This window comes from Streptomyces sp. NPDC056347, assembly GCF_042262625.1.
Taxonomy (GTDB): Bacteria; Actinomycetota; Actinomycetes; order Streptomycetales; family Streptomycetaceae; genus Streptomyces.
Genome location: NZ_JBHJQP010000212.1, coordinates 1 through 13,068 on the forward strand (window position 1 = coordinate 1; position 13,068 = coordinate 13,068).

Here is a 13,068-nt window from a genome sequence, read left to right on the forward strand (position 1 = left end):
CGTCTGCATCGTCAGATTTGTATAAGAGACTCGATTAGCTCAGCGGGAGAGCGCTTCCCTGACACGGAAGAGGTCACTGGTTCAATCCCAGTATCGCGCACCAGCAAGAACCCCGGTCGTTCCGACGACCGGGGTTCTTTGTGTTCGATGGGCGCCCGCCGGTGTACCGCGGCCGCGGCCGTGGACGGGGAGCTCCGGGCCCGCGGCGGGATGGTCGCCGCGGGCCGGTCCGTTCAGGACGAGAAGAGCATGCGGCCGAAGCTCTTGTGGCGGTAGTGACCGCCGTGGTGGCCTCCGTACTGCGGGGCGCCCCAGGCCGGCGGCTGCGCGGCCGGGTAGGCCTGCGGCGCGGGCGGTGCGGGCGGGGCCTGCTGCGTCCACTGTGCCTCGATCCGGGTGAGGGCCTCCAACTCGCCGTAGTCGAGGAAGATTCCCCGGCAGCCACTGCACTGCTCGATCTGTATGCCATTGCGGTTGTACGTGTGCATCTGCGCGTGGCACTTGGGACACTGCATGGTTCGGTTCACTCCTCGCCGTCGGGTCTCCGTCGGCGGGCGGCATGCCCGTCGGCGGTCGGCCCAGCCTACGACGAGTGCCGGGCACCCAACTCTGGCGGGAGGGAGGCCATTCGGGCACAGGCGTCGATCATCTCCTGCTCCACCTCGTCCGGAGTCCGGTCCTCCGCGGCGGATTTGGCGAGAGCCAGGGCGGCCGCCTGCACGGTCAGGGCCCGCGCCGGTACGTCCAGCTCCGGCCAGGGGTCGCCCCCGGGCCGCACTGCGGGCCCGCCCGCCGCCCGGTAGCTCTCGAGGAAGCGGAGCCAGACGTCGGGCGGCAGGATCCCGGCCGCGAACCAGGCGGCGGGGCGGGCGAGATCCCAGGCGGGGTCCCCCAGGCCGGCGTCGTCGATGTCGATGAGCCGCCAGGGGCCATCCGGGGCCGGGTGGCGGACGAGCTGGCCGAGGTGGAGGTCTCCGTGGCACAGGAATCCGGAGCGGTGCGCGGGCGGGGCGGCCTCGGCGCGGGCCCACTCCGGCAGCCGCCGCCAGGCCCCGAGCACCGGGGCGGTGGCCGGGTCGTCCGGCCGGGCGGCGCGCATCCGGGCCACGGCGAGCGCCGCCTTGGCGGGACCGCGCATCGGCGGGAGGGCGAGGGCGGGCGGGGCCGGGGTGCGGTGCAGCGCGGCCAGCAGTCCGGCGGCCTCCTCCCAGGGGGCGGCGTCGGGGTCGCCCGGGTCGACCGGTTCGCCGTGCGGCCACAGGGTGACGGGGCGGTCGTGCAGCGGGGCGGGCGGCGCGGCGGGCCGGGGGTCCAGCGGCGCGAGGAGGATCCCGGCGAGGCCCGGGTCGTTCGCGAGGGCCATCCGGCCGCGGAGTCCCGGGGCGTCCGTGCCGGGGGCGTGGGCCTTGGCGACGACGGTGCCGCTGCGGACGACGGTGCCGTCCGCGCGGTCCGCGAGCACGCGCGGGGGCGGGCAGCCGCAGGACTCCCGGGGGTCCGCGTGGGCCGCCCGGTGGGCGAGGGCGCCGAGCGCGCGTACGACTGCGGTGGTCACGGTCTCCCCCGGTGGCGGACGGTGCGGGCGGGGCCCGGTCCGTACCGGCGCCCGCCGATGAGCGTACGCGCGCCAGGCCGGGGCGCGAACGGGCCCGGACAGCGCGATGTCCGGTCAGCTCCCCAGCTGACCGGACAAACGCTGCCGCCCGACGCACCCCCGTCCCCACGGGGTTGTTGGCCGGATGTCCCGGTCCGGACCGCTCTTCCGGACCCGGGGCGCCGCTCAGCGCCCCAGCATCACGCCCACGGACGACGCCTGTGTGACCACTGCGTCCCAGCCGCCGAAGACGACCACGAGCAGGGCCGCCAGGGGAAGAACCATCGCCGTCGCCACCAGGGGGTGGCGCGGACCTGCCGAAGGACGGCTGCCGAACGGGGCGTGCGCCCTGCGTTCCGCACGGATCGTGGTCCGCGTCGCCGTGTCCGCCATGGTTCCTCTCCTGACTCGTCGTGGAGCGGCGGGCGTACGACCTCGGGGGACGAGTGCTGCACCCACCGCTCGATCTCCACAGTAGGGAAGCGCGGCGGTGCGGGCGTCATGCCCGCGTACCGATTGCCGGGCCTCCCGGAGGATGAGCCCCGGTCCGTCGGCGTACTCCCCTGGGTGGAGACCGGTACGCCACGGCCCGGGGAGATCCCCGAGGGGACGGGGCGAACTTGTCGGGACACCGGAGCCGTTGGCCGGTGGGGCGGGCGGGGGCCGTGATGTCACTCACCCTTCCTCCTTGCCCGCCCCCTGGCGACCGTCCCGAGGGGTGGCGGCGGGGGCCGCACCGGGTCGTGGAAGTCGGGGCCGGGGGCCTGCGTGCGGCGGGGGCGGGACGGAGTCAACCGCCGTGTGCCGCACTCCGATTGGGGCCACGGCCCGCCGGAGGCCCGGTGCGACGGCGGTCGTACGGTCCGTCAGCGGCCGGGCCGCGTACCGACAATCGGTCGGCGGGTGAGGGCGCGGCCTCTGAGCGCCCCGGGCGCCGGGTACGTAAGCTGTGCCTCGTCAGGCGGACCAGGCAGCGGGGATGGGCAGACATGGCGATGATGCGGCTCCGGCGCGAGGACCCGCGTCTCGTCGGCTCGTTCAGGCTGCACCGGCGGCTCGGCGCGGGTGGCATGGGTGTCGTCTACCTGGGTTCGGACCGGCGGGGCCAGCGGGTGGCGCTGAAGGTGATCCGCCCGGACCTGGCGGAGGACCAGGAGTTCCGCTCGCGTTTCGCGCGCGAGGTGTCCGCCGCGCGGCGGATCCGGGGCGGCTGCACGGCGCGTCTGGTGGCGGCGGATCTGGAGGCGGACCGGCCGTGGTTCGCCACGCAGTACGTCCCGGGGCCCTCCCTGCACGACAAGGTGGCCGAGGAGGGTCCGCTGTCGGCGGCCGAGGTGGCCGCGATCGGGGCCGCGCTCTCGGAGGGTCTGGTGGCGGTGCACGAGGCCGGGGTGGTCCACCGCGACCTGAAGCCGTCGAACATCCTCCTCTCCCCCAAGGGCCCGCGGATCATCGACTTCGGGATCGCCTGGGCGACCGGGGCCTCCACGCTCACCCATGTCGGTACGGCGGTGGGTTCGCCGGGGTTCCTCGCGCCCGAGCAGGTGCGGGGCGCGGCCGTGACACCGGCGACCGACGTGTTCGCGCTGGGGGCCACGCTGGCGTACGCGGCTACCGCCGACTCTCCGTTCGGGCACGGCAGTTCCGAGGTGATGCTGTACCGCGTGGTGCACGAGGAGCCTCAGCTGCGCGATGTGCACGACGCGCTCGCCCCGCTGGTGAGCGCCTGTCTGGCGAAGGACCCCGAGGAGCGGCCGAGCACGCTGCAACTGTCCATGCGGCTCAAGGAGATCGCCGCGCGCGAGGCGCACGGACTGCACGAGAGCCGGCCTCCGGCCCAGCGTGCCGCGCGGGAGCTGGAGCGGCCGACCGGCCGTCTCGACGGCCCGTACACCGAGCAGCAGACGCGCCGGGCGGCACCGCCCGCGCCCCGTCCGCAGAAGCAGGCGCAGCCCCAGTCGCACGGCGGTCGGCCCGCCCCGTCGTCGCGGTCCGGGGCGCCCCGGACCGGCGGTTCGCGCCCCCCGCGCCGGCAGCCGCCCCGCGACACCACCCGGGCGGGCAGGCGCCCGCAGGGCACGAACGCGGCGAACGGCCGACCGGGGACGCGGCCGGGGAACCGTCCCACGTCGGCGGGGCTGCGTCCGGCCAATCCGCGGCTGCTGCGGCAGCGGCTCTTCGTCTTCGTCGTGGTGACGCTGCTGGTGGCGCTCGGTATCGCGGTGGCCCAGGGCTGCCAGGGGCCCGCCCGCGGGATGGGCGCCGACCATTCCGGCGGCAACGGCACGACGCGGAGCCTGCGCCTGTAGGGTCCGGGGCGCTCGGGACCGTTGCCCCGGGCGGCGTCGGTCCCGGCCGGTTCTCCTACTGGCCCAGGACGGCCACGCCTGCCCGGGCGAACTTCTCGTCCAGGTCGCCGGAGGGGGCGCCGGCCACGCCGATGGCCGCGACCGGGGCGCCCTTCGCGGTGACGGGGGCGCCGCCCGCGAGGAACAGGGTGCCCGGGATGTCCTTCAGCGTCGGGGCGTTGGCCAGGCGCTGGGCGAGCTCGGAGGTCGGGGCGTTCCAGGACACGGCGGTGTACGCCTTCTTCACGGCCGACTCGTAGGCCTGCGGGCCCGCACCGTCGCCGCGCAGGGTCAGGATCGTGTTGCCGTTGCGGTCGACGACCGCGACCGAGACCCGCTGGTTCTCCTTCTTCGCCGCGTCGAGCGCAGCCTGGGCGGCCTTGGTGGCGGCGGCCAGCGTCAGGTGGGTGGACCGGGTCAGGTTCTTGCCCGCCGCCTCCGTCCGGGGTGCGGCGGCCGTGGAGGAACCGGCGTTGGCGTTGACCACGGCGAACGTACCGAGGGCGACGGCCCCGGCCACCGTGCCGCCGATGACGATGCGCATCCGCTTCGAGGTCTTCCTGGCGTGCTTCACTGCGGTCACTGGCCTCACTCCTGTGCTCGGTGCGGGGTGCGGCTCCGTGCGCCCGGGGGAATCCGGCGTCCGAACCCGTCGGCTGCTGCCGTCCCGTTCCGGTCAAGAGTGCGGCCGTGAGTGCCCCCGGCCCGTCGGCGTACCGGCTCCTCGTGGCGGGCGGGACGGACGACGCCGGGGTCAACCGATCGGTTGACCCCGGGGCGGGGGACGCCCGGCCCTGGTGTCAGGCGGCGGACGGGCGGGTGGCGTAGAAGGCGACGGCCGAGGCGGCGGCCACGTTGAGGGAGTCGACGCCCGCGTCCATCGGGATGCGGACGTGCTCGTCGACCGCGGCCAGGGTGCCGGGGGCGAGACCCGCGCCTTCCGTGCCGAAGACCAGGGCGAGCCGCTCGTGGTCGCGCGCCGCGAGCTGGTCGAGGGTGATCGCCCGTTCGCTCAGGCAGAGGGCGGCGAGCGTGAAGCCCGCGGAGCGCAGCACCTCGACGTCCTTGGGCCAGGAGTCCAGGCGGGTCCACGGCACCTGGAAGACGCCGCCCATCGAGACCTTCACGGATCGCCGGTAGAGCGGGTCGGCGCAGCGTGGGGTGAGGAGGACCGCGTCGATGCCGAGGGCCGCGGCGTTGCGGAAGGCGGCGCCCAGGTTGGCGTGGTCGACGATGTCCTCGAAGACCGCGACGCGCCGGATCGTGCGGTCGTCGCCGTCCGCCGTCGTGAGCAGCGCGTCGGCGTCCGGGAGGGGCTTGCGCTGCATCGAGGCGAGGGCGCCGCGGTGGACGTGGTAGCCGGTGACGCGCTCGGCGAGTTCGGGGCTGACCGCGTACACCGGGGCGGGGACCTCGTCGATGACGTCCCGCATCAGGTCGATCCACTTCGCCGAGAGCAGCATCGAGCGCATCTCGTACCCGGCGTGTCTCGCCCGTCTGATCACCTTCTCGCCCTCGGCGATGAAGAGGCCCTCCGCGGGTTCCCGCCTGCGGCGGAGTTCGACGTCGGTGAGTCCGGTGTAGTCGCTCAGGCGGGGGTCGTCGGGGTCGTCGACGGTGATGAGATCAGCCACGGGTTCGATACTGCCTTGTCCGGTGTGCGGTGCCAACGGCTTGGGAGAAGTTCTGTTACCGCTGGTTACTCGGAGGGGGTGCGGGCGGCGCTCCGGGGCGCTATTCGGCGGGGAGCGGGGTGGTGCCGGTGCCGACCGCGACGACGTCTCCGATGACGATGACGGCCGGGGGGCGTACGTCCTCGGCGGCGGCCCGCTCGGCCACGGTCGCGAGGCTCGCGTCGACGCGGCGCTGGGCGGCCGTGGTGCCCTCCTGGACCAGGGCGACCGGGGTGTCCGGGGACTTTCCGTGCTCGATCAGGGCCTTCGCGATGGCGCCGATCTTGTCGACGGCCATCAGCAGCACGAGGGTGCCGCGGAGCCGGGCGAGTGCTGCCCAGTCGACCAGGGAGCGCGGGTCGTCGGGGGCGACATGGCCGCTGACGACGGTGAACTCGTGGGCGACGCCGCGGTGGGTGACGGGGATTCCGGCGGCGCCGGGCACGGAGATCGAGCTGGAGATGCCGGGGACGACGGTGCAGGCGATGCCCTCGGCGGCGAGTGCCTGGGCCTCCTCCATGCCCCGCCCGAAGACGAACGGGTCGCCGCCCTTGAGTCGTACGACGGCCTTGCCCGCCCTGGCGTGCTCGATGAGTGCCTGGTTGATCGCCTCCTGCGCCATGAAGCGGCCGTACGGGATCTTCGCGGCGTCGATCACCTGGACGTGCGGCGGCAGTTCGTCGAGGAGGTCGCGCGGGCCGAGCCGGTCGGCGATGACGACGTCGGCCTCGGCGAGCAGCCGGCGGCCGCGCACGGTGATCAGGTCGGGGTCGCCGGGGCCGCCGCCGACCAGGGAGACTCCGGGCACCGGGCGGGTGCGGTGGTGGGGGGCGGCGAGCGTGCCGTCGCGCAGTCCCTCGACGATGGCGTCGCGGACGGCCGCGGAGTGGCGCGGGTCGCGGCCCTGGGCGTCGGTGGAGAGGACGGCGACGGTCACCCCCTCGCTGCGGCCGGTGGCCGGGGTCCAGGCGGTGGCCACGTCGGCGTTGTCGCTGCGGACGCACCAGGTGCGGGTGCGCTCGGCCTCGGCGGACGCGGCGTCGTTGGCCGCGTCGTCGTCGGAGGCCACGAGTGCGTACCAGGTGTCGGCGAGGTCCCCGTCCCGGTAGCGGCGGCGCTCCCAGCGGATCTCCCCGGCATCGGCCATCGCCTCGACGGACGGGGTCGCGGACGGCGATACGAGGGTGATGTCGGCGCCCGCCGCGATGAGTGCCGGGAGGCGGCGCTGCGCGACCTGGCCGCCGCCGATGACGACGACGCGGCGCCCGCCCAGGCGGAGTCCGACGGGGTACGCGGGGTGATCGGCGTGCTCGGCGTGCTCAGCCATGGCGGTGCGGACTCCTCGTGCGATGCGGGGTGCGGGCCGCTGCGGCGGTGGAGCGGCGGTGACGTGCGGTTTCGTGGCGCGTGAGGCCACGATACGGGGTGTGCCGGGACGCGTGGCGACCGGCGGGAGCGGGAGGGACCGGGCGGGCTCGTTCGGCTCGCGACGGTCGACCGGCCCGGACCGGGTGCCTCGGGGGCGCCGGTCCGGGCCGGGTACGGCCGTTCACCGCGTGGCGGTGATGCCTGGTTACTTCTCGGTGACGCCCGCGGAGTCGAACGTCGCCACTTCGTGCATCGCCCGGGCCGCGCTCTGCACGATCGGCAGGGCGAGCAGCGCGCCGGTGCCCTCGCCGAGACGGAGGTCGAGGTCGACCAGGGGGCGCAGGCCCAGCTTGTTGAGCGCGGCGACGTGGCCGGGCTCGGCGCTGCGGTGGCCCGCGATGCAGGCGGCCAGGGCCTCGGGGGCGATCGCCCGCGCGACCAGGGCCGCGGCGCCCGCGCTGACGCCGTCGAGGATGACGGGCGTACGGAGCGAGGCGCCGCCCAGCAGGAACCCGGCCATCGCGGCGTGCTCCAGCCCGCCGACCGCCGCGAGCACGCCGATCGGGTCGGCCGGGTCGGGCTGGTGGAGTTCGAGGGCTCGGCGCACCACGTCCACCTTGCGGGCGTGCATCTCGTCGTTGATGCCGGTGCCCCGGCCGGTCACCTCGGCCGGGTCCGTGCCGGTGTAGACGCTGATCAGCGCGGCCGACGCGGTGGTGTTGGCGATGCCCATCTCGCCGATGAGCAGGCCCTTGTTGCCCGCCGCGACCAGGTCGCGGGCGGTCTCGATGCCGACCTCGATCGCCGCGAGCACTTCTTCGCGGGTGAGGGCGGGGCCGGTGGTGAAGTCGGCCGTTCCGGCGCGGACCTTGCGGGGCAGCAGGCCGGGCGTCGCGGGCAGTTCCATCGCCACACCGACGTCGACCACGCACACCTCGGCGCCGACCTGGGTGGCGAAGGCGTTGCAGACCGCGCCGCCGCCGAGGAAGTTGGCGACCATCTGGCCGGTGACCTCCTGCGGCCAGGCCGTGACGCCCTGGGCGTGCACCCCGTGGTCGCCCGCGAAGACCGCGACGGCCGCGGGCTCGGGGATCGGCGGCGGGCAGACCCGGGAGAGCCCGGACAACTGCGCGGAGATGATCTCCAGCATGCCGAGTGCTCCGGCCGGCTTGGTCATCCGCTTCTGGCGTTCCCAGGCCTCGCCGAGCGCCTTGGCGTCCAGCGGGCGGATGTTGGAGATGGTCTCCTGGAGCAGGTCGTGCGGCTCCTCGCCGGGCAGTGCGCGGCGGCCGTACGTCTCCTCGTGGACGACCCAGGACAGCGGGCGCCGCTTGGACCAGCCCGCCTGCATCAGCTCGGGCTCCTCGGGGAACTCGTCGACGTAGCCGACGCACAGGTACGCGACGACCTCGAGGTGCTCGGGCAGGCCCAGGGCGCGGACCATCTCGCGCTCGTCGAAGAAGCTGACCCAGCCGACGCCGAGCCCCTCGGCGCGCGCGGCGAGCCAGAGGTTCTCGACGGCGAGCGCGGAGGAGTACGGGGCCATCTGCGGCTGGGTGTGGCGGCCGAGGGTGTGGCGGCCGCCGCGGGTGGGGTCGGCGGTGACGACGATGTTCACCGGGGTGTCGAGGATGGCCTCGATCTTCAGTTCCTTGAACTGCTTGGCCCGGCCCTTGGGCAGCGACTTGGCGTAGGCGTCGCGCTGGCGCTGGGCCAGTTCGTGCATGGAGCGGCGGGTCTCGGCCGAGCGGATGACGACGAAGTCCCAGGGCTGGGAGTGGCCGACGCTGGGCGCGGTGTGCGCTGCTTCCAGGACGCGGAGCAGGACCTCGTGCGGGATGGGGTCGCTGCGGAAGCCGTTACGGATGTCGCGGCGCTCGCGCATGACCCGGAGCACCGCTTCGCGCTCCGCGTCGTCGTAGCCGGGGGCGGGCGGACCGACGGGGGCCTCGGGCTCGGCCGCAGGCGCCTCGGGCTCGGCCTCGGCCTCCGGCTGCACGGACTCGGCCACGGGCGCGGTCACGGCTACGGGCTCCGGCTCCGTGACGGGCGCCGCTTCCGGGGTCCCGGTGGCGTCCACGGCCTGCGCGGGCTCCCCGGCCCCGGCCACTTCCGCGTCGGCCGCGGGGGCCGGGGTGTCCGGTGTCCCGATGACCTCCGGGCCCTGCTCGGGCTCGGGCTCGGGCGCAGGCTCGGCCGCCACCGGCGTCCCGGCCTCGGGGGCGGGCGCGGCGGCCGGCTCCGGCGCTCCGGCGGGCGCGGCCACGGGCTCGGGCTCGGCGGCCACGACGGGTGCGACGGCCTCCGCGGCCTCCGGCGGGGCGGCCGGTACGGGCTCCATGGCGAACGGCACGCGCTCGGGCTCGGCCTCCGCTTCGGGCTCCGCCTGGGAGGCGGGCTCCACGGCGGGCGTCGGGGCGAGCTGCGGGGTCGTCGGCACCGAACCCTCCACAGGCACGAACTGGCCCATGGGGACGGCTTCGGTGGTCTCCTGCGGCGCCGCGACCTCGGCGGGAACCGCCACGGGCGCCTCGGCCACCACCGGCTCCGGTTCCGGCGCCGACTCGACGACGGGCACGGCCCCGGCAACCGGAGCCTCGGCCTCCGGCAGCACGGCCGGGACGGGCGGGGCCGGCTGCGGAGCCTGGATCTGCTCGACGGCCTGCTCCGCGACCGGCTCGGCGGTGGCCTCGGCCACGGCCTCGGCGACGGGCTGCACAACGGCCGCCACCGCCTCGGCGGCCGGCTCCGGTACGGGTTCCGGCTCCGGCTCCGGGGCGGCTGTTTCCGCCTCCGGGGCGACCGTTTCCGCTTCCGCGGGTACGGTCTCCGGCTGCGTCTGCGGCATCGGAGCCGGGGCCTGGGCGGCCCACGGGGTGCCGCCCTGCGGCAGGACCTCCCCCAGCTGCGGGCCGGGCAGCACCGGGGCGTCCTCGCCCGGCGCCTCGAAGTACTCCGGGCCGGTGGCCTGCGGTGCCGGCGGGCTGACCGGTGCCTTGACGCGGACGCGGGTACGCGCCTGCGGGGCGCCCGCGGGCCCCCGGTCGGCGAGCGAGCGCACCACGCCGCCGGTCGGCGTACCGCCGTACGTCGGCGAGCCGTCGGCCGCGACCGGGCCGCGGTGCAGCGGCCGGCGCACCGGCGCCTGCGGCGGGACCTGAGCTGCCGGGGCCTGAGCTGCCGGGGCGGGGGCGGGCGACGGGAGGCGTACACCCCCCAGGTCCACCGAACCGGTGTCACGGCCGCCCGACTCGTGGGTGCCCTGGCCGCCGGCCGGCATCGGCTCCGCCACCGGCTGCTGGGCGGCGTACGCCTCCGCGGCCTGCGGCTGGACGGGCTCCGGCGCCTGGACCTGAACGGGCCCCTGCGGCTGGGCGGGCGGCTCACCGGCCTGCTGGACGTACGGCTGCGCCGCGGGCGGGACCTCGTGGGCGCCCTGCGCGGGAAGCGGCGCGTGGGCGGCGCCCTCGGGGTACACCGGGGGCGGGACGGGCTGCGGATCGCTCCAGCCGCCCTGCGAGCTCGGCATCAGAAGAACGTCGTCGTCCTCGACGACAGGCTCGGAGGGAGCGAGGTAGGTGTAGGCCTCCGGGGCGGCGACGCCCGGCTGCTCCACCATGCCTGCGTTCTCCGGCAGTCCCTCACCCGGGATCTGGCCGGTGTCACTCATGCGTACCCCTCGCCCATCGTCAGTCTTCTTCGGCCCTTCGCCCGGGACGCCCGAACACGGCGGGCCGGTGCTCGTCAACAACAACGAGCGGGCTCCCCGCGCGGCACGAAACGGTCGCGGACATACTGCATTCTCGCGGCCGTTCGCCGCCGCGGCAGCCCATTTGGCCACGGCCCGCTGTGGACTGCGCCACGTCGCGCGTCCCCCGGTTCCGCCGTACCACAGCCGGAACCAAAACAGTCCCCTTTTCCGGACATTGACGAGCGAAGCGACGAACGTCCGGGTGCGGTACAACAATCGGCCAGCCTACCTCGCGCGATGCACCGCCCGGCTCATGGGGCGAGGTCGGAGCGCAGGCCCGAGAGGAGGAACACGACCGAGCGTTCACGCTCCGACCACGCGGCCGTGTCGAGTTCGACGGACTGGAGCAGCGAGCAGCGGGCCGTGTATCCGTTCTCGGTGAGGGCCGCGCCGAGCGCCTCGGCCTCGTCCCGCGTCGAGGCGTGGGTCACGATCCGTTCCGGCCGCCGGTCGGTGACGGCGGTGACCACGGGCACCCCGCCGCCCCCGATCCGTACGATGTCGGGTTCCGGCAGCCGTTCCAGTACGTGGGGCGCCCGGCCCTCGACGACCTGCAGCTGCACGCCGTACGCGCGTGCCGCCGCCGCGGTACGGGCGCAGGCCGCCGGGTCGCTGTCGACCGCCAGGACCGCCGCGCCGAAGCGGGCCGCCTCCACGGCCAGGGCCCCGCCGCCGGAGCCGATGTCCCAGAGGAGGTCGCCGGTGCGGGGACCGAGGCGGGCCAGCTGGGCGGCGCGCAGCCCGGGGGCCCCGCCCTCGCCGCCCCCGGCGGCCGCTTCCGGGTACGCCTCGGCGGGCAGCGCCCAGCCGCGTACGCCGTGCGGATGGTCGGGCTGGCGGCCGGTGATCCAGGCCCCGGCGGCCCGGGGTTCGGGGCCGCCGCCGATGACGATGACCACGTTGGGGTCGCGCCAGGCGTGGTCGGCGGCCTTGTCGGAGGTGACGACGGTGACCTGTTCGCGGGCCGTGCCGAGCTCCTCGCAGATGACGAAGGTGCGGTGGACCCCTTCGAGGAGCAGTGCCAGCTCCGCGGGTCCGGCGCCCGGCGAGGTGAGGACGGCGACCTTGTGGTGGGCGCGGCAGACATTGACGGCGCGGCGCAGGGTGCGGGGGTGGGCGACGACCGTGCGGGCGTCCTCCCACGGCATGCCCGCGCGGGCGAAGGCGGCGGCGACGGAGGACACCGCCGGGACGACCTCGACCTCCAGCCCGTGCTCGGGTGCGCGCAGGGTGCGGACGACTCCGAAGTAGCCGGGGTCCCCGTCGGCGAGCACCACGGCGCTGCCGCGGTGGCCGGCGATCCGGCGGGCCGCGAGGTCGATGGAACCCAGGCGGATGCGTTCCGCGTCCGCCGGGACTTCGGGGAGTTGGAGGTGGTGGGCGGCTCCGGCGACGAGCGTGGCGGCCGAGAGGGCGGCCGCGGCCGCTTCCGTCAGGGGCGAGCCGTCCCAGCCGATCACGGTGACCCGATCGGCCATGTGTCGTCAGTCTCCTGGAGTCGTCGCAGGTGGGGTGGGGGTGAGGGGCGGGCAGGGTGAGAGTACCCGGTCCGTGCCGTCGGGGCGCGGCAGCCCCTTCCGCGTCAGTTCCAGTCGTTGTAGCCGTAGCCGCCCGCGTCGGCGAGCTGTTCGGCGACGCCTTCGAGGTCCTCGGGAAGCAGGCCCCAGACGATGAGGTCGGTCCTGATGTCCGTCCAGCCGCCGTCGGTGCCGTTGTCGGTCCGGCTCCGTGCTATCCGGGCGTTGCGCAGGATGCCCTCGCTGATGCAGCCGACCTTCTGGGCGACCTGCTGGGCGGCGGTGTTGTCGGCGGCGGTGCGCAGTTCGAGTCGCTCGAAGCCCTGGTCGCGGAAGAGCCACTGGGCCACCGCCAGCACGGATTCGGTGGCGTAGCCCTCGCCCCGGGCCCAGGGGGCGGTGATGTAGGAGGCCTCGGTGGCGAGGGTGCGCCAGTCCGTGCGGTGCAGGCGGACCGAGCCGACGAGGCGCTGGGTGAGGAACTCGGTGACGGCCAGGACGATGCCGTCGCCGCCGGTGCGCCGGGCGGGAGCGATCCTGCGGACCCAGCGTTCGGCGTCGACCCGGGTGTAGGGGTGGGGGGCGTCGGTCCAGGCGGTGACCATCTCGTCGTTCATCATCTCGATGTACGCGGGGACGTCCACCATGTCGAAGGGGCGCAGCACCAACCGGTCCGTGCTGATGGAGATGTCCGGAAAGGTGGAAGTCATGCGCAGCTCCATGCTGAAGACCGTTAAAGGCACAGCATGCAGCATCGGCCGCTCCGCGCGCATGGCCGGGGCGGAACGCCGGAGCCCCGCGCCCCCCTGACGGGGTG

Annotated in this window: 10 protein-coding genes; 1 reads left to right on the forward strand and 9 read right to left on the reverse strand. The window is 75.3% G+C overall.

From position 1 onward, the window contains the following. Positions 1–233: 233 nt before the first annotated feature. The 3 genes from ACFCV8_RS32165 to ACFCV8_RS32175 all read right to left on the reverse strand — a co-directional run bounded on the left by ACFCV8_RS32165 (position 234) and on the right by ACFCV8_RS32175 (position 1,987). Positions 234–515 carry a zf-TFIIB domain-containing protein gene (locus ACFCV8_RS32165; protein ID WP_376689025.1) on the reverse strand — a complete coding sequence of 94 codons (282 nt, stop codon included), beginning with the start codon at positions 513–515 and terminating at the stop codon, positions 234–236. Between the two features lie 68 nt (positions 516–583). Next, positions 584–1,555, reverse strand: coding sequence for a phosphotransferase family protein (locus tag ACFCV8_RS32170; RefSeq protein ID WP_376689026.1), 972 nt, complete (start codon positions 1,553–1,555; stop codon positions 584–586). 225 nt (positions 1,556–1,780) lie between these two features. Continuing rightward, complete coding sequence (locus ACFCV8_RS32175) at positions 1,781–1,987, reverse strand: hypothetical protein (protein ID WP_376689027.1); 207 nt, start codon at positions 1,985–1,987, stop codon at positions 1,781–1,783. Positions 1,988–2,583: 596 nt separating this feature from the next. Between ACFCV8_RS32175 and ACFCV8_RS32180 the strand changes: the two genes are divergently transcribed. Further along, positions 2,584–3,903, forward strand: a complete 1,320-nt coding sequence (locus ACFCV8_RS32180) for a serine/threonine-protein kinase (RefSeq protein WP_376689028.1) — start codon at positions 2,584–2,586, stop codon at positions 3,901–3,903. A 55-nt stretch (positions 3,904–3,958) separates the two neighbouring features. Here the strand turns inward: ACFCV8_RS32180 and ACFCV8_RS32185 are convergent, their stop codons facing one another. The 6 genes from ACFCV8_RS32185 to ACFCV8_RS32210 all read right to left on the reverse strand — a co-directional run bounded on the left by ACFCV8_RS32185 (position 3,959) and on the right by ACFCV8_RS32210 (position 12,961). Next, complete coding sequence (locus tag ACFCV8_RS32185; RefSeq protein ID WP_376689034.1) at positions 3,959–4,486, reverse strand: heme-binding protein; 528 nt, start codon at positions 4,484–4,486, stop codon at positions 3,959–3,961. 256 nt (positions 4,487–4,742) lie between these two features. Then, positions 4,743–5,576 (reverse strand): TrmH family RNA methyltransferase, encoded by an 834-nt coding sequence (locus ACFCV8_RS32190; protein WP_376689029.1) that lies wholly within the window; start codon positions 5,574–5,576, stop codon positions 4,743–4,745. Between the two features lie 100 nt (positions 5,577–5,676). Next, complete coding sequence (gene cobA / locus ACFCV8_RS32195; protein WP_376689030.1) at positions 5,677–6,942, reverse strand: uroporphyrinogen-III C-methyltransferase; 1,266 nt, start codon at positions 6,940–6,942, stop codon at positions 5,677–5,679. A 246-nt stretch (positions 6,943–7,188) separates the two neighbouring features. Then, the gene (gene cobT / locus ACFCV8_RS32200) at positions 7,189–10,653 is read right to left on the reverse strand and encodes a nicotinate-nucleotide--dimethylbenzimidazole phosphoribosyltransferase (RefSeq protein ID WP_376689031.1); all 3,465 of its coding nucleotides are present in this window, start codon (positions 10,651–10,653) and stop codon (positions 7,189–7,191) included. Between the two features lie 332 nt (positions 10,654–10,985). Then, the gene (gene cbiE, locus ACFCV8_RS32205; RefSeq protein ID WP_376689032.1) at positions 10,986–12,212 is read right to left on the reverse strand and encodes a precorrin-6y C5,15-methyltransferase (decarboxylating) subunit CbiE; all 1,227 of its coding nucleotides are present in this window, start codon (positions 12,210–12,212) and stop codon (positions 10,986–10,988) included. Between the two features lie 104 nt (positions 12,213–12,316). Beyond that, the gene (locus ACFCV8_RS32210) at positions 12,317–12,961 is read right to left on the reverse strand and encodes a GNAT family N-acetyltransferase (protein WP_376689033.1); all 645 of its coding nucleotides are present in this window, start codon (positions 12,959–12,961) and stop codon (positions 12,317–12,319) included. Positions 12,962–13,068 lie beyond the last annotated feature (107 nt).